Source organism: Prevotella koreensis (assembly GCF_003977605.1).
GTDB lineage: Bacteria > Bacteroidota > Bacteroidia > Bacteroidales > Bacteroidaceae > Prevotella > Prevotella koreensis.
Map to the genome: position 1 here is coordinate 708,316 of NZ_RYYU01000001.1, position 21,392 is coordinate 729,707.

General features: G+C 41.9%; 22 protein-coding genes. 7 read left to right on the forward strand and 15 right to left on the reverse strand.

The genetic code is table 11. The features are described 5' to 3' along the window. Together EHV08_RS03070 and EHV08_RS03075 are read right to left on the reverse strand one after the other, a co-directional pair. Positions 1–375, reverse strand: a complete 375-nt coding sequence (locus EHV08_RS03070; RefSeq protein WP_061869213.1) for a hypothetical protein — start codon at positions 373–375, stop codon at positions 1–3. Continuing rightward, entirely contained in the window at positions 375–698 is a 324-nt protein-coding gene (locus EHV08_RS03075; RefSeq protein WP_004353888.1) for a helix-turn-helix transcriptional regulator, read from the reverse strand. Before EHV08_RS03075 ends, EHV08_RS03070 begins: the two co-directional genes overlap by 1 nt. Before the next feature lie 765 nt (positions 699–1,463). Between EHV08_RS03075 and EHV08_RS03080 the strand changes: the two genes are divergently transcribed. Further along, complete coding sequence (locus EHV08_RS03080) at positions 1,464–1,727, forward strand: hypothetical protein (protein WP_126677901.1); 264 nt, start codon at positions 1,464–1,466, stop codon at positions 1,725–1,727. Between the two features lie 8 nt (positions 1,728–1,735). Beyond that, entirely contained in the window at positions 1,736–2,080 is a 345-nt protein-coding gene (locus tag EHV08_RS03085; protein WP_126677902.1) for a hypothetical protein, read from the forward strand. 92 nt (positions 2,081–2,172) lie between these two features. Here the strand turns inward: EHV08_RS03085 and lpdA are convergent, their stop codons facing one another. From lpdA to mscL, 7 genes are all read right to left on the reverse strand, one after another. After that, entirely contained in the window at positions 2,173–3,486 is a 1,314-nt protein-coding gene (gene lpdA / locus EHV08_RS03090; protein WP_126677903.1) for a dihydrolipoyl dehydrogenase, read from the reverse strand. Beyond that, positions 3,476–4,984, reverse strand: a complete 1,509-nt coding sequence (gene gcvPB, locus EHV08_RS03095; protein ID WP_126677904.1) for an aminomethyl-transferring glycine dehydrogenase subunit GcvPB — start codon at positions 4,982–4,984, stop codon at positions 3,476–3,478. Before gcvPB ends, lpdA begins: the two co-directional genes overlap by 11 nt. Then, positions 4,981–6,306, reverse strand: coding sequence for an aminomethyl-transferring glycine dehydrogenase subunit GcvPA (gene gcvPA, locus EHV08_RS03100; RefSeq protein WP_126677905.1), 1,326 nt, complete (start codon positions 6,304–6,306; stop codon positions 4,981–4,983). Before gcvPA ends, gcvPB begins: the two co-directional genes overlap by 4 nt. Positions 6,307–6,362: 56 nt before the next feature. Continuing rightward, complete coding sequence (gene gcvH, locus EHV08_RS03105) at positions 6,363–6,749, reverse strand: glycine cleavage system protein GcvH (RefSeq protein WP_126677906.1); 387 nt, start codon at positions 6,747–6,749, stop codon at positions 6,363–6,365. A gap of 13 nt (positions 6,750–6,762) precedes the next feature. Then, positions 6,763–7,857, reverse strand: coding sequence for a glycine cleavage system aminomethyltransferase GcvT (gcvT, locus tag EHV08_RS03110; protein WP_126677907.1), 1,095 nt, complete (start codon positions 7,855–7,857; stop codon positions 6,763–6,765). Between the two features lie 40 nt (positions 7,858–7,897). Continuing rightward, on the reverse strand, positions 7,898–8,887 hold the full coding sequence (locus EHV08_RS03115; protein ID WP_126677908.1) for a lipoate--protein ligase: 990 nt from the start codon (positions 8,885–8,887) through the stop codon (positions 7,898–7,900). Between the two features lie 565 nt (positions 8,888–9,452). Continuing rightward, positions 9,453–9,875: a large conductance mechanosensitive channel protein MscL gene (gene mscL, locus EHV08_RS03120; RefSeq protein ID WP_126677909.1), complete on the reverse strand. Its 423-nt coding sequence runs from the start codon at positions 9,873–9,875 to the stop codon at positions 9,453–9,455. Between the two features lie 319 nt (positions 9,876–10,194). Here mscL and gap point away from each other — a divergent pair, with 319 nt between their 5' ends. After that, positions 10,195–11,205: a type I glyceraldehyde-3-phosphate dehydrogenase gene (gene gap, locus EHV08_RS03125; protein WP_126677910.1), complete on the forward strand. Its 1,011-nt coding sequence runs from the start codon at positions 10,195–10,197 to the stop codon at positions 11,203–11,205. Positions 11,206–11,408: 203 nt separating this feature from the next. After that, entirely contained in the window at positions 11,409–12,188 is a 780-nt protein-coding gene (locus tag EHV08_RS03130; RefSeq protein ID WP_126677911.1) for a ZIP family metal transporter, read from the forward strand. Between the two features lie 73 nt (positions 12,189–12,261). On the opposite strand, the gene EHV08_RS03135 is transcribed toward EHV08_RS03130, so the two are convergent. From EHV08_RS03135 to EHV08_RS03150, 4 genes are all read right to left on the reverse strand, one after another. Beyond that, positions 12,262–13,134 (reverse strand): sigma-70 family RNA polymerase sigma factor, encoded by an 873-nt coding sequence (locus EHV08_RS03135; protein ID WP_126677912.1) that lies wholly within the window; start codon positions 13,132–13,134, stop codon positions 12,262–12,264. Positions 13,135–13,264: 130 nt separating this feature from the next. Beyond that, complete coding sequence (locus tag EHV08_RS03140; RefSeq protein WP_126677913.1) at positions 13,265–13,537, reverse strand: hypothetical protein; 273 nt, start codon at positions 13,535–13,537, stop codon at positions 13,265–13,267. Between the two features lie 214 nt (positions 13,538–13,751). Then, positions 13,752–15,530 (reverse strand): 30S ribosomal protein S1, encoded by a 1,779-nt coding sequence (gene rpsA, locus EHV08_RS03145; RefSeq protein WP_126677914.1) that lies wholly within the window; start codon positions 15,528–15,530, stop codon positions 13,752–13,754. Positions 15,531–15,789: 259 nt separating this feature from the next. Next, positions 15,790–15,966, reverse strand: coding sequence for a PG1828 family lipoprotein (locus EHV08_RS03150; RefSeq protein ID WP_126677915.1), 177 nt, complete (start codon positions 15,964–15,966; stop codon positions 15,790–15,792). Positions 15,967–16,245: 279 nt separating this feature from the next. Here EHV08_RS03150 and mtaB point away from each other — a divergent pair, with 279 nt between their 5' ends. The 3 genes from mtaB to EHV08_RS03165 all read left to right on the forward strand — a co-directional run bounded on the left by mtaB (position 16,246) and on the right by EHV08_RS03165 (position 19,271). Next, complete coding sequence (gene mtaB, locus EHV08_RS03155; RefSeq protein WP_126677916.1) at positions 16,246–17,577, forward strand: tRNA (N(6)-L-threonylcarbamoyladenosine(37)-C(2))-methylthiotransferase MtaB; 1,332 nt, start codon at positions 16,246–16,248, stop codon at positions 17,575–17,577. A gap of 10 nt (positions 17,578–17,587) precedes the next feature. After that, positions 17,588–18,607: a glycosyltransferase family 2 protein gene (locus EHV08_RS03160; RefSeq protein ID WP_126679400.1), complete on the forward strand. Its 1,020-nt coding sequence runs from the start codon at positions 17,588–17,590 to the stop codon at positions 18,605–18,607. Positions 18,608–18,692: 85 nt separating this feature from the next. Further along, positions 18,693–19,271: a DUF4890 domain-containing protein gene (locus EHV08_RS03165; RefSeq protein WP_126677917.1), complete on the forward strand. Its 579-nt coding sequence runs from the start codon at positions 18,693–18,695 to the stop codon at positions 19,269–19,271. A gap of 303 nt (positions 19,272–19,574) precedes the next feature. On the opposite strand, the gene EHV08_RS03170 is transcribed toward EHV08_RS03165, so the two are convergent. Beyond that, on the reverse strand, positions 19,575–19,934 hold the full coding sequence (locus EHV08_RS03170) for an MmcQ/YjbR family DNA-binding protein (protein WP_126677918.1): 360 nt from the start codon (positions 19,932–19,934) through the stop codon (positions 19,575–19,577). 155 nt (positions 19,935–20,089) lie between these two features. Further along, positions 20,090–21,370, reverse strand: a complete 1,281-nt coding sequence (gene glyA / locus EHV08_RS03175) for a serine hydroxymethyltransferase (protein WP_126677919.1) — start codon at positions 21,368–21,370, stop codon at positions 20,090–20,092. Positions 21,371–21,392: the final 22 nt, after the last annotated feature.

Below are 21,392 nucleotides of genomic sequence, written 5' to 3' on the forward strand. Positions count from 1 at the left end.
TTATCTATTTTTAGGATTAAGGCAAGAACTCATTATAAGATTGTCCTTGAAGCGGTTGAGTCGTCCGAGAATCTCATCGTTCCTCATCCCTGATACACGGAGCCGGTTACATTTCACGGCAATAATGATTGATTTGAAAAAATAACGCACATCGCCGCCCTCCGTGTAGCGGTAACGCACCAGCTGCTTCTTGCGCCAGCGGTAAAGGGTGGACTCTGAAACATTCAGAGTCCCGATTAGGTCTTTCGTGGTCATCTCCAGCTCGTCGTCAATGTCTTGGATAAGACGGGAGGTGCGCTCAACATACTGCTCAATACGATTGAGCTTGTCTATCAGTTCTTGATAGGCTTGGCTTTCTACTGCGATTATTTCCATCAGCGTAATCGTTTGGTTTTAATTGTTACATGTTCTATTCCGAGTTCACAGACTAACTGTGAAAGTCTTCTGAATGCTTCCTCAGTGAAAACCTCCAGGTGAATTTCTGCTATAGGTAAAGGATCAGTCTGCCCATTACGTGCAAGAAACTCGAATATTTTGGTAGGCTGGATGTCCACTTTAGAAGCGTACATCAGAACTTGATCAAGGGTCATTGCTGTCTTTCCTTTTTCCCAGCGCGAGATTCGGCTCGAACTAACTTTCAGAATAACAGACAGATACTCCTGCGAATAACCATTTTTCACTCTTGCCGACTTCAGCATTTCCAATAATTCTTTCATACTTATAAAATTACTAAAGCACTGTCACAAGAGCAACCCGCTACATGAAAATGTTTGCATACTATGCAATCCGTCTTGCAGCCAGTGCAAGTTTGTTTAACAGTAGCGGAACACATAATATATTGGCTAATATAATGATTTTAATCTGAAAAAAGACAATATGAAATACAGTTTAGACAATTAAAATTGCTTTAAAAACACGCAGTGCAAGGTGCAAGACCCTTTATATATAAGGGCTTGCACCTTGCACTGGAAAATGTAGCAGTAAAATCTCTAAATATTTATGATGCAAAGATTTGGATGGTAGTACATTTTTATATATCTTTGTACCCAAGAAAAGAGAGCGGTTGAGCTTTCAACAGGTAGTCAGAATGGTAGTCATTAAGCGGTCAGAATACTGCTACAAAAATGCTACACTGATGATTTGTCAAAACATATAGAAAGTTTATATACAACGAGATACGAGAGTTTGGTTCACAAACCTCTCTCTCCGCAAATAAGGGTGTAAATCAGCGAGTTAAGCGATTTACACCCTTTATTACACCCCAAAAGAGGGCTCAGTAGGAAAAAGATGGCCTTTTGTTTTTGTGTTTTGCTTCTTTGAACAAGGGTATGACAAGTTGTCACTTGTAGGATGATTTTGTGACAGATTTTCTCTTTTGTCTTATCCTTTCTGTTTTGGAATGAATATTGCGTCTTGGCGTGTAGGTAATATTGCCCTCAACATTTATAATTTGAATTTTGCCTATGAATAAAAAAGTACTTTTTGAAGGTAAAGTCACATTAGGTGACAGAGTTGTAGATTTCAGAATCTATAAAAATGAAGGAGATGATGTTCTCACTCACTATTCTTATGATTTTAATCCGCAAGTAAGGGATAAAGAGCAGATTGACTTTCATATAGGAGAAACTATGTGTGCAGAAACTTTAGAACGTTTGCTATTCCGCTTTCAGATATATCAAAGCGAATTTACTACTATTGTTGAAGAACGCCCCAATCCTAACTTTTGAGAATGCGTATGAAAAAAACTCGTTTTAGAGCATATCAACTTGGAGAGAAAGGTTCCTCTTTCTCTTACATCGTTGATGATAATTTTACACTTATAGAGGCGCGGTTTAATGCAACAAATGCACCCAGCATTTGTCATGAAATGAAAATCACAGGAGCCAGTAATCTTGCAAACCTACACATAACAAGTTGGGATAAGGATCATTGTTCGGAATCAGAATTACCTGCTATTTTGGAATATCTAAAACCTGAAAAGATTCAATATCCCGGTTATGAACCAGATACGGATTGTGGTAAAGCATGCAAAAGGATGATAGAAGATTACTGCACTAAACAAAAGAAAGTTGGTGTTTGATATGAACCCCGAAAGTTTTTTGTCTAACTTTCGGGGTTCATATCAGTTTGACACACCCTCTTCTTTTATGTGGAAATGTATTGTATAAACATTTATTCCATTGCTGCATCATGGATAATTTCACCTAATGTGGGGTGGATATGAACCATATCGGCAAGTTGGCTGATGGTGGTTTCGCGACACATCAGTACACTTATCTCCTGAACTATGTCTGCGGAGTGAGGGCCGAAGCAGTGACAACCTATAATCTTACCATTGTTGTCAGCAATTATTTTCAACATTCCTTCAGTTTCGTTCATTGATAAAGCCTTTCCGTTAGAGCGGAAAAAAGCCTTGCGATAGGTGTATTCCATGCCTTTCTCTTTACAGAAATCCTCACTTACTCCGACGCATGCCGCTTCGGGGCGTGTGAAAATCGCTGCCGGCATGATGTCGAGACAAATGCCTGACTGCTTTCCGAGAATTTCGTTCACTACCATGTAGCCTTGCATTGTTGCTGCGTGTGCAAGCATCTGTCTTCCGTTCACATCGCCTATGGCATATATACCTTCTACGTTAGTGTGCATTCTGTCATCGGTTGTGATACCCTTTGGAGAGTATTCCACACCTGCTGCTTCAAGGTTCAGTCCCTCGGTGTTAGGCATTCTGCCTGTTGCCACGAGTACTATCTCTGCGCTGACGGTATCTTCTTTGCCTTTACGCTCGAACACTACACCTTCAGTGCTTATGCGCTTCACAGCAGACTGCATGCTGAAACTGATGCCACGTTTCTCAAGTTGCTTGCGAAGTCGTTTTGCCACGTCGCTGTCAACGGCAGGCAGACATTCTTTCAAGAACTCAATTACAGTAACTTTGCTTCCGAAACTGTTGAAGATTGACGCAAATTCCATTCCTATAACGCCGGCTCCAACGATTGCAATACTCTCTGGAACGTAGTTGAGTTGCAGCATCTCGGTAGAGGTGGATACAACATTCATGTCGATGTCGGCATGAGGTGGCATCTTTGGTTTTGAACCTGTGGCAATAATAATCTTTGAAGCAGAATATTCTTCGTTTCCTACACACACGGTGTGGGCATCCTTGAACGCGGCATGACCCTTTACCATTGTTATACCCGGCATTGTCATGAGTTGCTCTACACCCGAACGTAATTGTCCGATAACCTCTTCAAGCCTTTGGTTAACATGACCATAGTCAACTTTTGCCGATGGCATTACAGTTTTCAACGTTTCGAGCACATCAACTTCGTGACAGAGTGTCTTGGTAGGAATACAACCTTCGTTCAGGCATGTTCCTCCAGCGTGTCTCTCTTCTATAATGACTACTTTCAGTCCGTTTTTTGATGCATAGGCAGCGGCTTGGTATCCACCGGGACCGCTGCCTATTATGATAAGGTCAAAGTTCATTTTTCAGTTGTTTGTATGTGACGATGGGATGTTTTGCTGCCTGCACATCATCAACACGTCCGATAGGAGTGTTATGTGGAGCACTTTTCACAATTTCCGGATTTTCCTTTGCCTCTTCCGCAATCTTTCTCATTACTGCAATGAAACCGTCAATGGTTTCCTTGCTTTCGTTCTCGGTAGGCTCAATCATAAGACTCTCGTGGAACAGCAATGGGAAATATATAGTAGGAGCATGGTAGCCATAGTCAAGCAGGCGCTTGGCAACGTCCATTGTGGTGACACCTTTTGACTTATCCTTCACTCCGTTAAATACAAACTCATGCTTGCAGATTCCGGGTATAGGAAGTTCGTAAACGTCTTTCAGACTCTCCTTGATATAGTTTGCGTTAAGGGTTGCTAAAGGACCAACCATCTTCATGTTCTCCTTACCAATGGTGAGGATATAACTGAAAGCTCTCAGTATAACGGCGAAGTTTCCGAAGAATGCGCCTACGGAACCAAAAGAGGTGTCGTCAGGGTCGCATATGCCGGTAAGACATTCTGGTAGCGATGTTTTAACGCCAAGGCTACCGTCTTCTTTCAGTATCACGCGTGGGGTAGGGAGGAATTTCTCCAAACCTGCGCGAACACCTATAGGACCGTCGCCAGGACCGCCACCACCATGAGGTGTTGAGAATGTCTTGTGTATATTAATGTGCATAACGTCGAATCCCATATCTCCGGGACGTGCAACACCAAGCATTGGGTTGAGGTTGGCACCATCATAGTACATCAAACCACCAAACTCATGAACGAGAGCAGTAATCTCATGAGCCTTTTTCTCGTACAAACCGAGGGTGTTGGGGTTGGTCATCATCATTGCAGCAATGGTGTCATCGAGTTTTGTCTTCAAGTCTTCTACGTCAACCGTACCGTCCTCAAGACTCTTTACCTCAACGACATCAAGTCCACAGACAGCGGCAGAGGCGGGGTTTGTACCGTGAGCAGAGTCGGGTATAAGTACCTTGGTGCGTTTCTCGTCACCGCGAGCCTTGTGATATGCCCTGATTACCATAAGACCAGAAAGTTCTCCGTGAGAACCTGCAAACGGATTAAGCGTAAATTCGCTAAAACCGGTCAGTTCACTCAACATCTCCTGAAGACGATAATAAACTTCAAGTGCTCCCTGGCAAGTCTCTGCAGGTTGCAGTGGGTGGAGAGATGAGAACTCGCGCATTGCAGCAATCTCTTCATTGATGATAGGGTTATACTTCATCGTGCAAGAACCGAGAGGATAGAAGCCGTTGTTTACACCGAAATTGTTTCCACTCATATTTGTGTAGTGACGAACCACAGTGAGTTCATCGCACTCCGGCATTTCGGCATCTTCTTTACGACGCATAGCCTCCGGCAACTCTTTTATGGAATGCTCGCCGAAGTTGTTCTTAGGCAGAGAATATCCTTTGCGTCCCTGATGTGAAAGTTCGAAAATCAGGTTTCCATACAGTTTGTTGTTCATTTTGCGTCCTCCTTCATTAGTTCTACAAGTTCGTCAATCTCACTCTTCTGTCGTTTCTCTGTGACGGCGAGCATCAGTGTGTGTTCGTCAATCTTAACACCTGCGAGATAACCGGCAGCGATGCATCGGTTTTGTAGTGCATCAATGTCACCATCGTATTTCACACAGAACTCATTAAAGAAAGGCTGGTTGTAAGCCAATGTGAAGAGTCCTGTCTTAACGAGTTCGTCGCAAAGATAGTGTGCTCCGGCATACGACTGTTCGGCCGCTTCTTTAAGTCCTTCCTTACCCATCAGTGACATATAGATTGTCACGTTTAGAGCCATCAAACTCTCATTAGAGCAGATGTTGGATGTTGCTTTTTGTCTGCGGATGTGCTGTTCGCGTGCTTGTAGTGTGAGAACGAATGCGCGCTTGCCGTTGCTGTCTTTTGTCATACCAACAATACGTCCCGGCATTTTGCGGATAAGTTTCTCGCGGCAGCATAAGTATCCTACATATGGACCACCGAATGACATCGGGATACCAAGACTTTGACCTTCGCCGACGGCAATGTCCGCTCCCCATTCCCCCGGAGTTTTCAGTATGGCGAGGTCTGCTGCAACGCTGTTCATTATCATCAGAGCCTTCTTGTCGTGTATGTCATCGGCAAAACCAGAGTAGTCTTCCACGATACCATAATAGTTAGGTATCTGTAGTATCACACCTGCCACACCACCTTCATCAAGACGACGACGCATGTCCTCGCGGTCTGTAACGCCATCTTTTTCATCGATAAGTTCGATTTTGAATCCTTGGAACTTGGCGTATGTTTCTACTACACGCAGTGTCTTTGGGTCAACAGTACGGCTTGCAAGCACCTTTGTGCATTTCTTTCCGGACGACATGGCCATGATAGCAGCTTCGGCCGTTGCCGTAGAACCATCATACATTGACGCATTGGAGATTTCCATACCTGTCAGTTCTGCCATCATCGACTGGTATTCGAAGATGTAGTGCAGTGTTCCTTGTGAAATTTCAGCCTGATACGGGGTGTAACTTGTAAGGAACTCCGAGCGTGATATGAGGTTAGGAACCACTGAGGGAACGTAGTGGTCGTAAACACCTGCACCGGCAAATGATATCAATTGGTCGTTAAGCAATCCGAGAGTATCGAGTTGTTGTCTCACTTCGAGTTCGCTCTTTGCCTCCGGAATTTCATAATCGTCCTTGAAACGTATACTTTCAGGTACATCGGAATACAAGTCTTTGAGAGACTTGACACCGGCCACCTTCAGCATATTTTGGATTTCTTCCTCTGTATGAGGGAAATATTTGAACATTTTTGTTAAGTTCGTTAGGTTTGTAAGTTTTAATAACTGCGTTCGCAAGGTTTATATTATCCTTGTTCCTCGCAGAATTTTGCATACTCCTCTGCACTCATCAGGTTGTCGAGTTCAGCGGTGTCTGTGAGTTCGAGTTTGATAATCCAGTTAGCGTACGCGTCTTCGTTGATGCTTTCGGGCTTGTCTTCGAGAAGTTCGTTAACTTCGAGCACTGTTCCGCTTACAGGCGACTTGAGGTCGCTTGCGGCCTTAACGCTCTCTACTGCTCCGAAATCTTCGTCTGCTTCTATTTCGTCATCAACCTCAGGCATATCTACATAAACCACGTTTCCGAGTGCATTCTGTGCATAGTCGGTAATTCCGATGTAAGCAACGTTACCTTCAACCTTCACATACTCATGACTCTCTGAATAATAGAGTCCTTCAATTACTTTTGCCATAATGTTTATTCTTTTAAGATTTTTTATAATGTTTGTCGTAGAATTTCTTTTTAACCACGATGCCGGGGAATGTCTTTTTCCTTATCTGAACACCGAGTTCGGTACCTAATTTAGCGTGAGCGGTATCAACCAATGCCATGCATACACTCTTGCCTGTACTGATAGAGTTGTAACCAGTGGTAACTTCTCCAACTTTTTCGCCTTCGAACATAACAGCATAACCATTACGTGGTATGGCGCGGTCGGTGAGTTCGATACCGATAACTCTTTGCTTCGGGCCCTCTGCCTTTTGCTTTTGCAATGCTTCTTTGCCAATGAACTCTGGCTTTTCGAACTTACAGAACATGCTCAGACCAGCCATTACCGGTGTAATGTCGTCGCTCAGTTCATCACCGTATAGTGGCAGACCGACTTCAAATCTCAGAGTGTCGCGACAGCCAAGACCGCAAGGCAGGCAACGCTTGCTCGCCATTAGTTTGTCCCATGCGCGTACGATGAACTCGCTGGAGCCGTAAATCTCGAATCCGTCTTCACCGGTGTAGCCTGTGCGGCTTAGTATGATAGTTTCTCCGTCAATTTCTACCCTCTTTGCGTTGTAGAACACAAGGTCTTTGCATTGCAGTCCGAGAACTTCTTCTGTAACTGTTTCTGCCTCCGGTCCTTGTACTGCCAATTGTGCATAATAGTCTGAGCAGTTCTTTATTTCAACGTCGAAACCTTCGGCGTTCTTTTCAATCCAAGCCCAGTCCTTATCGATATTGGCAGCGTTGATTACGAGGAAGAAATCCTGTTCGCCCATTTTGTAAACGAGTAAGTCATCTACTGTTCCGCCGTTCTCGTAGCACATCATGCCATAGAAAACCTGTCCGATAGGAGCATTTGTAACATCGTTTGTGAAGATGTGGTTAACGTAGCGTTCCGCCTCGTTACCTTTTACTGTAACTTCACCCATGTGCGAAACGTCAAATACTCCGCAGGCCTGACGTACTGCATTATGTTCTTCAATGATTGTGGAATACTGGATAGGCATGTTGAAGCCTGCGAAAGGCTGCATCATTGCACCAAGAGCCACATGTTTGTCATAAAGACATGTTTTTTTTGTTTCCATTTTTTTATTTAAAGTTAATAAATTCTTTTATTTCGAATTGTTATGATTGTTCTTTTGTTTTTTGTTTCAATATCACTCCGGCCAAGTCGTCCTTATTAAGATTCATTATTATATCACTAATGTTGTCGGGCAACGCGGCAATTATGTCATCATTATTGAGCGAAACTCCTTTCAGAGCATTTCTTATCGCATCAATGTCACCAGTAAGGAAGAAATCGCCTTTAAGGTCGATGTCTCTTATCGTGTCGTTCTTTACCTCCATTCGTGCCTCAATAGTTCCCACGTTTTCTATCCTTTGCTTGCGGATTACCGTGTATTTAGGATTATTTCCGTAGATGAAATCATCGGTGAGATACTTTTTTTCCATCTCCTCAATTTTCTCCACGTCACTATCGGTCAGTGTCATTGTTGTGTCGCATACGTTTTCTATTATAGACTTTCTGACCATATCTATGGGCATCGTGGTGTAGTCTTTAAGCAATGCGATATGCTGTCGTACACTCTTCACTCCCTTACTTAAAAGTTTCTCATCGTCTGGAGTGATACATGCGGTCATGTTACGCATGTCGGTGTCATAAAGCATAGTGCCATGTACGATGCTTCTACCCGGGATGTGATAGAAAGCATTGCCGCTCACTTTTCGCCCTTCAATCATTATGTCGTTCCTACCGTTTGCAGTTGCAGGAATGCCAATTTTGTGCAGCGCATCAACCACCATCATTATATATCTATTGTATGTAAGGCTTACGCAGTCACTGCTTGTAATGAACGATAGCATCATGTTGCTCTTGTCGGCATAAACACATCCTCCTCCGCTTTTCCTCCTATACATCATCACGCCGTTTCGGCGGCAATAATCTATGTTCACTTCGTTTTCTATCAGTTGATTTCTACCGAAAATAACAGACGGAAGTACCTGCCAGATGAAGAAAGCATCACGCACATCAACTTCTCTTGCAACATATTCTTCCATTGCAAGATAAAAACTCAATCTGCGTTCCTCTTCACGAGGAAGTTTTATGTAAACCATCAGTTTGTTATGAAGTAGTTTTTCGTAACTATAGATTTGCGCTTGCAAATATACAAAAAATATTTATCACGCAAACTTTATTGATATGAAAAAACATTAAAAGAGGATTTTATCACAAATTGGTCATTATATGTTGTGGAATCCATAATCATGTTTATAATAAATTGGAAATAAGCCATTTATGGAGTTATATCTCTAATGGCGGTCATTATAAATATCAATTCATAAAAAAACTTGTTATCCGTTGAGCCGTTAATTACAAAGATTGCCATGAAAACAATCTTCCTAATGAATCTATTTTGGTTTATTGACAAGCAATTGTGGTGGTGGCTGCAAAACCGTGCTTTTCAATATTTTGCAGAAAATATTTCATGGAATAAAGACACATTATATACTTATATGAGTATGTCTGTGATAAAAACAATTTGAGGAAATTGTTTTGTTGTGTGATATGGAGTATTATTATGGTATCGTGTGAAAGTATAATATGTTATGTACGCGAGAAAGAAAACGGGAACCATACCTCTCGGTGTGATTCCCGTTAATTTAATTACCTACGTGAATATTATTTGTTTTTTATTATGTCACGAATTTCTGTAAGCAGTTTCTCCTCTGCTGATGGTTCCGGAGTTGCTTCCAGTTCTGCTACTCTCTTCTTTTTGAGTTTGTTCATCGCCTTTATCATTAAGAATATGCAGATTGCAATAATGAGGAAATCAATTATGCTCTGTATGAAAGCACCGTATGCAAATACCGCGATACCCTTTTCTGTCGCTTCTGCCAGCGAACTTGCTTTCTCATCGCTGAGGTTGACGAACATGTCGTTGAAATTGACACCACCGGTTACCATTCCTACCAACGGCATAATGATATGATTAACGAGAGATGTGACGATTTTTCCAAAAGCCCCACCAATGATAACACCGACAGCCATATCCATAACATTGCCTTTCATGGCAAACTCTTTGAACTCTTTAATAAATCCCATTCTTTTTAATTGTAAAGTTATTATGATATTTTTTATTTCGTTCTTTGATAATCTTAGTATTTAGTAGGAAATGCAACATGGAGCAGTATGTTTTTACATACCAATTTCTCTATTAATTGCTTTTTTATAATAATTAATACATAAAGATGATGCAAATATAGATAAAATTTGTAACTTTGCAGTCGATAATGACAAAAAAATGCTTAAAATGGCTTTTTTTCTTTATTAATAGTCGCAAAATGTCTTTTCATAACTTATAATAGGTATGGAAAAGATGTATAGAGGACATTATTTAACACTTTTAAAGTACTAAAATAAAATGACAAAAATTGGTATTAATGGTTTCGGTCGTATTGGCCGTTTTGTTTTCCGCGCAGCTCAGACACGCGATGACATTCAGGTGGTAGGTATAAACGACCTATGCCCGGTAGATTACCTTGCTTACATGCTGAAGTATGACACGATGCACGGCTTATTCCAGGGTACTATTGAGGCTGATGTAGAAAACTCTAAACTTATCGTTAATGGTAAGGCTATTCGTGTTACTGCAGAGCGCAATCCGGCAGATCTGAAGTGGAACGAAATCGAGGCTGAATACGTTGTTGAGTCAACCGGTCTCTTCTTGACACAGGATAAGGCACAGGCTCATATCGAGGCAGGTGCTAAATATGTTGTTATGTCTGCTCCTTCAAAGGATGCCACACCAATGTTTGTTTGCGGTGTAAACGAGAAATCTTATGTTAAAGGTACACAGTTTGTTTCAAATGCTTCTTGCACCACAAACTGCTTGGCTCCAATTGCTAAGGTTCTGAACGACAAGTTCGGCATCACTGATGGTCTTATGACTACAGTACACGCAACTACTGCTACACAGAAGACTGTTGATGGCCCGTCAATGAAAGACTGGCGTGGTGGTCGTGCTGCTGCCGGAAATATCATTCCTTCTTCTACCGGTGCTGCGAAGGCTGTTGGTAAGGTTATTCCAGAACTGAATGGTAAGTTGACAGGTATGTCAATGCGTGTTCCTACTTTGGACGTTTCTGTTGTTGACCTCACCGTTAATTTGGCTAAGCCTGCCAAGTACGAGGAAATCTGTGCAGCAATGAAAGAGGCTTCTGAGGGCGAATTGAAGGGTATCTTGGGCTACACTGAAGATGCTGTTGTTTCTTCAGACTTCCTTGGCTGCCCATTGACATCTATTTTTGATGCTAAGGCCGGTATCGCTTTGACAGATACTTTCGTTAAGGTTGTTTCTTGGTATGACAACGAGATTGGTTACTCTAACAAGGTTCTTGACCTAATTGCTTACATGAAGAAGGTTAACGGTTAATATCCGAAGCATATTACAAATATTATCGTCACATATCCGGTTTAATTATCGGTTATGTGACGTTTTTTATGCGGTTTGCTGATTAGTGAAATTCTTTGTATCTTGTTTTTAATCATTATCTTTGGTGATTTTGTTTAAATAATTATTGCTTTTTGTTTCTGTTCCCTTGTATTGTATTATCTTTGCATCTAAAATATGTAATTATGGAAGGAGTAATTATAGGTTTATTGCTGCCGTTGTTTGGCACTATGCTTGGTTCGGCATTTGTCTTTTTCATGAAAAAAGAAATGCCTATACTGCTGCAGAAGACATTGCTCGGTTTTGCATCCGGAGTAATGGTAGCCGCTTCGGTATGGTCGTTGATAATTCCTGCAATGGATATGTCGGCTGATGCCGGCAGATGGGCAGTGCTTCCTGTAGCAATAGGTTTTTGTCTTGGTATAGCATTTTTGCTTGTTATAGATTATGTTACGCCTCACTTGCATTTCGATTCAAATACCCCAGAAGGGCCAAGAACGCGTCTGTCACGGACAACGATGCTCTCTCTTGCCGTCACTATACATAATCTGCCAGAAGGTATGGCGGTCGGAGTAGTTCTTGCCGGTTCTTTGCAGGATGGTATAGGTATATCCACTGCCGCAGCATTGGCAATGTCTCTGGGTATTGCGATACAGAATATTCCGGAAGGCGCAATTATATCCATGCCGATGAGGGCTGAGGGTAATAGTAGGTTTAAGTCGTTCGTGATAGGCAGTCTCAGTGGGGTGGTAGAGCCGATTGGTGGTATTCTTGTCATTCTTTTAGCATCAATGATAACTCCTTTGTTGCCTTATCTGTTGGCATTTGCAGCAGGAGCAATGTTCTATGTCGTCATTGAGGAACTTATCCCGGAGGCTTCCGAGGGAACACATAGCAATCTTGGAACAATAGGCTTTGCCATAGGTTTTGTGCTTATGATGGTACTTGATGTGGTTTTGGCTTGATTTTTGGACTTATAAACACAAACAAAGGCTACATCCTTTTGAGGCGTAGCCTTTGTTTGTTTATATGACTTTCTTATCCGAGATATTTCATTAATATTTTTGCGTTACCGCTGTCGCGAAGTTTCGCAATGCTTTTTTCTCTTATCTGACGCACACGTTCACGTGTAAGCCCGAGTTGGTCGCCAATCTCTTCGAGTCCTTTCTCTGGACAACCTATACCAAAACATTCGCGTATTATAGTTATTTCTCTGTCTTTCAACACTTTAGTAAGAACTGTCTCAAGCTCTTGTGCCATTGACTCATGATCTACGTAACGGTCTGTACGACTGTCATCTCCACTTGCCATTACGTCAAGCATACAATTGTCCTCGCCGTCTTGGAAAGGTGCATCAATACTTACATGATGTCCGTCGGCTGCAAGGCTTTGTCCGATTTTCTCCTCGTCAATGTTCGTTTTTTCTGAAAGTTCAGTCACTGACGGGTGACGCTGGTTTTGTTGCTCAAACTTGTTAATTTCATGATTTATTTTACTTAGCGAACCAACCTGATTGAGTGGTAATCGAACAATGCGGCTCTGCTCGGCAATTGCCTGTAGAATGCTTTGACGAATCCACCATACTGCATAAGAGATGAATTTGAATCCGCGGGTCTCATCAAATTTCTGTGCTGCCTTTATCAGACCGATATTACCCTCATCGATAAGGTCGGTAAGCGTCAAACCTTGGTGTTGGTATTGTTTGGCAACAGAAACTACGAATCTTAAGTTTGCTGTAACCAACTTGTCTTTTGCCTTTTCGCCTTCGCGTCCGCCCTTTTTTATCTTCTGTGCAAGTTCTATTTCCTCGTCAATGGAAATAAGTGGGGCACGTCCGATTTCTACAAGGTACTTATCAAGTGCCTCGCTTGAGCGGTTTGTAATACTCTTCTGAATTTTTAATTGTCTCATCTCTTCTTATACCTTAAAATGTGTAAATCATTGACAGTCAAACAAGTGATTTGGCATTTAGCGCAATTCTATGCAAAATTAGAGAAAAAAACGCTAACTTGTATGTTTAATGTGTATTATTTACTATTTTTTAACCGTTCGCCACTTTTGGGTGGATTCCAGAAGCAAGTGCAAAATTAAACTCCAATGGGTCATTAGAACGCATTTGCTTAGATTTTTTATTGTTGGCATGCTCCCTTACTGCTTTAGTCAGCTTGCCGACATCTGTGCAGCCATTACATCTCGCCGTAGCCCGATACGCCTTCGATGAGACATCAGTACATCTGCCCAACAATCCAACAAAATCACTCAAGGACTCTAATGGTTGATTTGGATTAAAGCAAATATTCTGAAATCGCTTCATTTGAAAAGTTCTTATTAATAGGCATTCGTATATGTTGTTAATTAGATTTAATCTCTGTAGTCTTTGTGTTGTTTCTTCTACTTTGTTTTGTATTAAAGAGAGAGTGTGGTTTAACAAATAACTTGTGAACATCTCACGGACTATTTTTATATACAAACCCCACGGTTGGATTTTCAACCGTGGGGTGGATTTTTGTTATTTAAAGTGCGGAATATTATTCGCCCTTTTCAAGTTTTGCTTTCAACTCTGCAAGACCTGCGATGTCGCCGAGAGTAGTGCTTGCGGCAACATTGTTGATTGCCGGAGCAGATTCTTCTTTCTTTGCTGCGCGTGGTTTGCGTGTTGCTTTCTTTGCATCTTCTTTCACATCCTCGAATGTGCGGCTGTGAGAGAGTATGATACGCTTGGTATCCTTGACAAATTCGATTACCTTGAACTCGAGTTCTTCGCCAAGTTGAGCCTGTGTGCCATCTTCTTTGATGAGGTGTTTCGGAGTTGCGAAACCTTCGCCACCTTCGTTGAGAGCGATAACTGCACCTCTGTCAATAACCTCTGTAATCTTACCTGTGTGAACAGAACCTGGGGTGTAGAGTGTTTCGTATGTGTCCCAAGGATTCTCTTCGAGTTGCTTGTGACCGAGTGAGAGACGACGGTTTTCCTTGTCTATTTCGAGCACTATAACATCGATTTCAGAGCCTACCTGTGTGAATTCTGATGGGTGCTTAACCTTCTTTGTCCAAGAGAGGTCGCTGATATGGATAAGTCCGTCAACACCTTCTTCAAGTTCAACAAAGATACCGAAGTTTGTAAAGTTGCGTACTTTTGCAGTGTGCTTGCTGCCAACAGGGTACTTAACTTCGATAGTTTCCCATGGGTCTTCTTTGAGTTGCTTGATTCCGAGAGACATCTTGCGCTCTTCGCGGTCGAGTGTTAGGATTACAGCCTCTACTTCATCGCCAACGTGCATAAACTCTTGTGCACTGCGGAGGTGCTGGCTCCAAGACATCTCAGAAACGTGGATAAGACCTTCAACACCCGGAGCAATCTCAACGAATGCGCCGTAGTCTGCCATAACGACAACCTTACCTTTGACATGATCGCCAACCTGAAGTTCTGCGCTAAGAGCATCCCATGGGTGCGGAGTGAGTTGTTTCAGACCGAGGGCGATGCGTTTCTTCTCATCATCGAAGTCGAGAATAACGACATTGATTTTCTGTTCGAATGCAACAACCTCATGCGGATCGCTTACGCGGCCCCAAGAAAGGTCTGTGATATGGATGAGTCCGTCAACACCACCAAGGTCAACAAATACACCGTAAGATGTGATGTTCTTAACGGTACCTTCGAGAATCTGACCTTTTTCGAGTTTGCCGATAATCTCTTTCTTCTGTGCTTCAAGTTCTGCCTCAATGAGGGCTTTGTGTGAAACGACAACATTGCGATATTCTTGGTTGATTTTTACCACCTTGAATTCCATTGTCTTGTCAACGAAGACATCGTAGTCGCGTATTGGGTGAACGTCGATTTGGCTACCCGGCAAGAATGCCTCGATGCCAAATACATCTACGATCATACCGCCCTTTGTGCGGCACTTCACGTAACCCTGGATGATTTCGTTATTGTCAAGAGCAGCATTAACGCGCTCCCAACTCTTGCTGATGCGGGCTTTCTTGTGAGAAAGTAGCAGTTGACCTTTGCGGTCTTCCTGATTTTCAACGTAAACTTCTACGATGTCACCAACCTTGAGGTCGGGATTGTAACGGAATTCGCTTGCCGGAATTATACCGTCACTCTTGTAGCCGATGTTTACGATTACTTCTTTCTTGTCAACAGAGATTACCGTACCGTTGACAACCTGATGTTCAGAAACCTTGTTTAGGGTTTCATCGTAAGCCTTTTCGAGTTGTTCTTTGCTTACGCTTGCGCTACTGCCATTCTCAAATTCTTCCCAGTTGAATTCTTCCAGTGGCTGAACGTTCTTTAAATTTGACATAAAATGAAATTAAATTGTTATTAATAAAGTTAGACTTTATGTGAATTAATACATGCAATGTGGAAAACCACAAAGCGTCTGCAAAGGTACGAAGAAAATTTGGAATGACCTTATCTTATTGAAAATCTTTATATTGCAAGGTCATGATAAATCGTAAATTTAGACTAAATTAACAATTTGGTCGCATGTTTACAAAAAGAAAACCGCCAAACTCTGAGAGTTTAGCGGCAATTTTCTTTGCTTTTTTGTTCAGTGTTGATTACTTCTTAACAGAATCAGCCTGTGCGCTATCAGTAGGAGTCTGTGTAGAATCATTCATTGCTGAATTATTCATTGTAGAGTCTGCCTTAGGAGCATCCTGGTTTGCTTTCTGGTCTGTGCAAGATGCGAATGAGATAGCAGCGATAGCCACGAACATTAAAACTAACTTTTTCATTTTCTTTGCTTTTTTAATCTGTAAAACAATCATTGTTTATTAAAACGTTGCAAAGGTAAGCATTTTTTTTATACATTGTTCTTTTTTTTGTGTTTTTTTTTGTGCTTGTTTTGTAACTTTTTTGTAATACGTTGAATATTAGCGACTTGTAAAAGGTGAATAATTGTTAACAAAAGACCTTCGTTAACTTATACTTTGAAATACTCATTTTTCAGACATTATTTTGTATCTTTGCAGGTGTTAAAGATTTATTCTTTCTTTCTATATATATAATAAGGTATGATAGATAGTTCTGTTTTTCAAAATAAGACTGCGAAATATGTTACTTTAGGCTGCAAGTTGAACTTTTCTGAGACTTCAACTTTTGCCCGGATGTTACAAGATATGGGTGTGCGTGAGGCGATAAAGGGAGAAAAGGCTGATATTTGTTTGATAAATACATGTAGTGTTACTGAAGTTGCCGATCATAAATGCAGGCAGGCCATAAATCGTCTGGTGCGTGAAAATCCGGGCTCTTTTGTTGTAGTAACAGGGTGTTATGCCCAACTTGGTGCCGATAAGGTGGCTCAAATACCGGGTGTCAGTCTGGTTTTGGGTAGCAATGAGAAAGCAAATCTAATTCAGTTTTTGGCAGAAGAGTGGGGGAGTGAAAATAAAGGAGGTGTTTATCATGTTGAGAAAACAAAAGATATAGTGACATTCTCTCCCTCATGTTCAAGAGGAAACCGAACGAGGTATTTCCTTAAAGTGCAAGATGGGTGTGACTATTTCTGCACTTATTGCACCATACCGTATGCAAGAGGATTCAGTAGAAATCCCTCAATAGACTCTCTTGTAAAACAAGTGGAGCAGGCAGTAGGCGAGGGAGGTAAGGAAATAGTTCTTACCGGTGTGAATATTGGAGACTTCGGACGCTCCACCGGCGATAGTTTTCTTGATTTGCTCAAGGCTTTGGATGATGTGAAAGGGGTGAAAAGGTATAGAATAAGCAGTATAGAGCCTAACCTTCTGACTGATGAAATAATTGATTTCTGTGTCAATAGCAAATGTTTTATGCCCCATTTTCATATCCCATTGCAAAGTGGCAGTGACGAAGTGTTGCGCTTGATGCATCGCAGATACGACACGGCATTATTCGCTCACAAGATTAATCTTATAAAAGAGGCCATGCCTGATGCGTTCATCGGTGTCGATGTTATGGTAGGAACGCGAGGAGAAACGCCCGAAAGATTTGAGGAATGCTATCGGTTGCTTGAAGAACTTGATGTCACACAACTTCATGTATTCCCTTATTCCGAACGCCCCGGTACTGCTGCACTTCGTATTCAACATGTTGTTAGTGATATGGATAAGAAGGTTCGTTCTCGGAAATTGTTGGAACTTTCAGATAAGAAGACACATTCTTTCTACGAAAAATATATTGGTAGTGAGGCAGAAGTGCTTCTTGAAAAGGCTGCCAAGGGTAAGTTTATGCATGGGTTTACGCGAAATTATATAAGAGTGGAACTCCCGCCTAAACTTGCCTGTGATGAACTTGACAATCAACTCGTGTCAGTCAAACTTGGAGAGTTTAATCATGACGGCTCGGCTTTAAGATGTGAATTATTATAAATGGAAACTGATGGATAAAGTCGCGATAGTTATATTGAATTGGAATGGTAAGAAAATGATAAGGAAATTCCTGCCTTCCGTTATTAAAAACTCGTCCGGGGTAACCATATATGTGGCCGACAATGCTTCTTCAGACGGCTCTTTGGATTTGCTGCGCAATCATTTCCCAGGGGTGAGAACCATTGTGTTAGACCATAACTGGGGGTTTGCCGAAGGCTATAATAAAGCATTGAAAGAAGTTGAAGCCGAGTATTATGTTCTGATGAACAGTGATATAGAGGTCACTCCACAATGGCTTGAACCGCTTGTTGGCTTTATGGATGAGCACAATGATGTTGCCGCATGTCAGCCCAAATTATTATCGGAATCGGCAAGAGATAGTTTTGAATACGCCGGTGCAAGCGGCGGATATATTGACCGTTATGGTTATCCTTTCTGTCGAGGCCGTATTTTTGACGTTGTGGAAAAAGATAATGGCCAATATGATGACCCTTGCGAGATTTTTTGGGCTACAGGCGCATGCCTGATGATAAGGTCGGAAGACTATTGGAAAGCAGGAGGGCTTGACGGACGTTTCTTTGCGCACAACGAAGAAATAGACCTCTGTTGGCGTTTGCGTCTGTTGGGGCGTAAGATATATTGCCTGCCGCAAAGCCGCATCTTCCATGTGGGAGGCGGTACGTTGCCAAAGGGAAATCCTCGCAAGACCTTTCTTAATTTCCGAAATAACCTGACGATGCTCTACAAGAATCTACCGGAACGCGAATTGCGACATGTAATGTTTGTTCGTTGGATTCTTGACTACGTTGCAGCCTGGCATACTTTGCTCTTAAATGGTAATGTCGGAGATTTCAAGGCGATATACAAGGCTCGCCACTCATTCAGAAAATGGCGAAAAGATTTTGATAAAGATAGAGATAAGATACAGTCGTCGGCCATATTGTATGATATTCCGGAGCGGCGTAAATTCAGCATCTTGTGGCAATTTTATCTGAAAAGTCGGAAAGTTTTTTCTGCTTTGGAAGAATAAAGTAAAAAAGATAAGATTTGGTTTTAAACCTTTTGATGTAATGAACATCATAAAATTGTTTTTTAAATATTAATTTATTAAAGTTATGAAAAGATTATTTGTAGTTATGGTTGCCTCAATGGCAATGAGTTATGCAATGGCACAGTGTGCTCAGACCGGAAGTAAAGAAGGATGTAAGAGTAAGTGTGAACAGCGCAAAGAGTGTGGTAAACAAGAAAAGGCCTCTGATGACTGTGGCAAGTGTGATAAGGTTAAATGCGAAAAGAAAGAGAGCATGAAGGAGTGTGGTAAGCAAGAAAAGAATTGCACCACTAAGACCGATATGATGGTTAAAATGCTGGATCTCACACCTGAGCAAGCCGAGAAACTAAATGTTTTGTTCGAAAAATATCATAATTTTCCAGTAAATTGTACTGGAAGAAAGTATCACAGTGACAAGAAATGTGAGGAAAAATGCTCTACTTCTGAGTGCGATAAGCAGGCTGCTGAAAAGTCATGTAACGTGGAACAGAAGTGTGCAAAGACTCCTTCAAGGGAAGAAATGGAATCTCTGAAAGAGATAGAGAAAGCGTTTGAGGCTGAACTGAAGACCATTCTCAATGCTGAACAGTTTGCAAAATATGAGTCTTGCAAGAATGGTTCTAAGTGCAAACATAAGAAATAACTCATCCATAAAATTTCGGTCATTTGCCATTTTAGGGCTTTTTGAAAACCAATTTGGGCGAGATTGCTCAACAAATTCGCCCAAATTGCTCGGCAAATTCGCCCAATTTGAAAATCGTTAAACGATGTTCGACAGAAAGACCGATGGCTGATTAGAACATATATGAATAAGAACCGAGATGCAACATGTGTCTCGGTTCTTTTATATTGTTGATATTCTGTGGATTACATGAATATAGCCATGAGACTGTAAAAATGTACTTTATAGCAAGTTGTCAGACTTGATGTATTCTATACTTTTAATTCAGAGTATCTGCTTATATTTCTCTCTTAGTTTCTTTGGCAGGTTACTCAGTACAATATTATATGATTCGAGTATCCAGTTTTTGATTTGTTCTTCCGGAAAAGTATTTTCAATGAGAATTTCATTCCAGTGTGTCTTATTCAGATGAAAGGCTGCACGAATGGCAGGATATCTATCGCGGAGTTCAAACCCTTTCTCCGGTGGCATTTTTATAGAAATGCGCGGTTCAGCATATTCCAATGATAGATGAAGGAAAATCTTTTTCTCTATTCTAAACACTATCATGTCCGGGCCATATGGAGAGTCCTCCGTGACACCCGGAAGCGTTAGACAAAAATCTCTGACTTGCTCTATATCCATATCGGTTTTGGTTTTATTTGTTTGGAATTTATTGCAGGTTCGTTCATTCCTACATATAGGCAAAATGCTTTAGTATGAATGACAGTATAAAATAATCATTCGGATTTCTCAAAGCCTTTATGACAATGAGAAATCCGAATGATATATTTAGATTTTTAATAAGCGAAGAGAGGATAGTCTTTCATCGTCTCGTTTACACGAGCGCGAACGCTTGCTATTACTTCTTCGTTCTCAGGATCGTTAAGTACGGTCTCAATAAGTTCTGCAACAAGTACCATCAAATCTTCCTTAGCACCACGTGTTGTTATGGCCGGAGTACCGAGGCGAAGTCCTGAAGTCTGGAATGCTGAACGTGAGTCGAACGGAACCATGTTCTTGTTAACAGTGATGTCTGCAGCAACGAGTGCGTTTTCTGCAACCTTACCTGTAAGATCAGGATATTTTGAACGCAGGTCAACGAGCATAGAGTGGTTGTCTGTTCCACCGCTCACGATGTTGAAGCCACGTTTTAAGAGTTCGTTGGCAAGGACTTCGGCGTTCTTCTTAACCTGAATTGCCCACTCTTTGAACTCCGGCTTCAGTGCTTCGCCGAATGCAACAGCCTTTGCTGCGATTACGTGCTCCAACGGACCACCTTGCTGTCCGGGGAATACTGCGCTGTTGAGCAGTTGGCTCATCATCTTCACAGCACCCTTTGGAGTCTTCAATCCCCAAGGATTTTCGAAGTCTTTGCCCATCAAGATGATACCGCCACGAGGACCGCGCAGTGTCTTATGTGTGGTCGAAGTAACGATGTGAGCATACTTAACAGGGTTGTCAAGCAGTCCGGCAGCAATGAGTCCGGCCGGGTGAGCCATGTCAACCATGAACAGTGCACCAACCTTATCTGCAATCTCACGCATGCGTTTGTAGTCCCATTCACGGCTATATGCAGAACCACCACCGATGATCAGTTTTGGTTTGTGCTCAATTGCGAGTGTTTCCATCTCGTCGTAATCAACGCGACCGCTCTCTTTGTTGAGGTTGTATCCGATTGGAGTGTAAAGGATACCACTTGTGTTCACGTGTGAACCGTGAGAGAGATGACCACCGTGGTCAAGGTTCATACCCATGAATTTGTCGCCAGGTTTCAGTATTGCGAGCAACACTGCGGCATTAGCCTGCGCACCAGAGTGCGGCTGTACGTTGGCATATTCTGCTCCGAAGAGTTTCTTTATGCGCTCGATAGCGATGTTCTCCACTTCGTCAACCACTTGGCAACCACCATAATAACGCTTGCCGGGATAGCCCTCTGCATACTTGTTTGTAAGGTATGAGCCCATAGCCTCCATTACCTCGTCACTAACAAAGTTTTCAGAAGCAATCAACTCCATACCTTTCAGTTGGCGTTGGTGCTCTTTCTCGATCAGTTCGAAAATCTGATTGTCTCTTTCCATGTGTTTGTTATTTAATAAAATA

Excerpts from the sequence above, each read along its gene's own strand:
- EHV08_RS03070 (WP_061869213.1), bottom strand. The coding sequence starts at position 375 with ATGGAAATAATCGCAGTAGAAAGCCAAGCCTATCAAGAACTGATAGAC.
- EHV08_RS03075 (WP_004353888.1), bottom strand. The coding sequence starts at position 698 with ATGCTGAAGTCGGCAAGAGTGAAAAATGGTTATTCGCAGGAGTATCTG.
- EHV08_RS03080 (WP_126677901.1), top strand. The coding sequence starts at position 1,464 with ATGAATAAAAAAGTACTTTTTGAAGGTAAAGTCACATTAGGTGACAGA.
- EHV08_RS03085 (WP_126677902.1), top strand. The coding sequence starts at position 1,736 with ATGAAAAAAACTCGTTTTAGAGCATATCAACTTGGAGAGAAAGGTTCC.
- lpdA (WP_126677903.1), bottom strand. The coding sequence starts at position 3,486 with ATGAACTTTGACCTTATCATAATAGGCAGCGGTCCCGGTGGATACCAA.
- gcvPB (WP_126677904.1), bottom strand. The coding sequence starts at position 4,984 with ATGAACAACAAACTGTATGGAAACCTGATTTTCGAACTTTCACATCAG.
- gcvPA (WP_126677905.1), bottom strand. The coding sequence starts at position 6,306 with ATGTTCAAATATTTCCCTCATACAGAGGAAGAAATCCAAAATATGCTG.
- gcvH (WP_126677906.1), bottom strand. The coding sequence starts at position 6,749 with ATGGCAAAAGTAATTGAAGGACTCTATTATTCAGAGAGTCATGAGTAT.
- gcvT (WP_126677907.1), bottom strand. The coding sequence starts at position 7,857 with ATGGAAACAAAAAAAACATGTCTTTATGACAAACATGTGGCTCTTGGT.
- EHV08_RS03115 (WP_126677908.1), bottom strand. The coding sequence starts at position 8,887 with ATGGTTTACATAAAACTTCCTCGTGAAGAGGAACGCAGATTGAGTTTT.
- mscL (WP_126677909.1), bottom strand. The coding sequence starts at position 9,875 with ATGGGATTTATTAAAGAGTTCAAAGAGTTTGCCATGAAAGGCAATGTT.
- gap (WP_126677910.1), top strand. The coding sequence starts at position 10,195 with ATGACAAAAATTGGTATTAATGGTTTCGGTCGTATTGGCCGTTTTGTT.
- EHV08_RS03130 (WP_126677911.1), top strand. The coding sequence starts at position 11,409 with ATGGAAGGAGTAATTATAGGTTTATTGCTGCCGTTGTTTGGCACTATG.
- EHV08_RS03135 (WP_126677912.1), bottom strand. The coding sequence starts at position 13,134 with ATGAGACAATTAAAAATTCAGAAGAGTATTACAAACCGCTCAAGCGAG.
- EHV08_RS03140 (WP_126677913.1), bottom strand. The coding sequence starts at position 13,537 with ATGAAGCGATTTCAGAATATTTGCTTTAATCCAAATCAACCATTAGAG.
- rpsA (WP_126677914.1), bottom strand. The coding sequence starts at position 15,530 with ATGTCAAATTTAAAGAACGTTCAGCCACTGGAAGAATTCAACTGGGAA.
- EHV08_RS03150 (WP_126677915.1), bottom strand. The coding sequence starts at position 15,966 with ATGAAAAAGTTAGTTTTAATGTTCGTGGCTATCGCTGCTATCTCATTC.
- mtaB (WP_126677916.1), top strand. The coding sequence starts at position 16,246 with ATGATAGATAGTTCTGTTTTTCAAAATAAGACTGCGAAATATGTTACT.
- EHV08_RS03160 (WP_126679400.1), top strand. The coding sequence starts at position 17,588 with ATGGATAAAGTCGCGATAGTTATATTGAATTGGAATGGTAAGAAAATG.
- EHV08_RS03165 (WP_126677917.1), top strand. The coding sequence starts at position 18,693 with ATGAAAAGATTATTTGTAGTTATGGTTGCCTCAATGGCAATGAGTTAT.
- EHV08_RS03170 (WP_126677918.1), bottom strand. The coding sequence starts at position 19,934 with ATGGATATAGAGCAAGTCAGAGATTTTTGTCTAACGCTTCCGGGTGTC.
- glyA (WP_126677919.1), bottom strand. The coding sequence starts at position 21,370 with ATGGAAAGAGACAATCAGATTTTCGAACTGATCGAGAAAGAGCACCAA.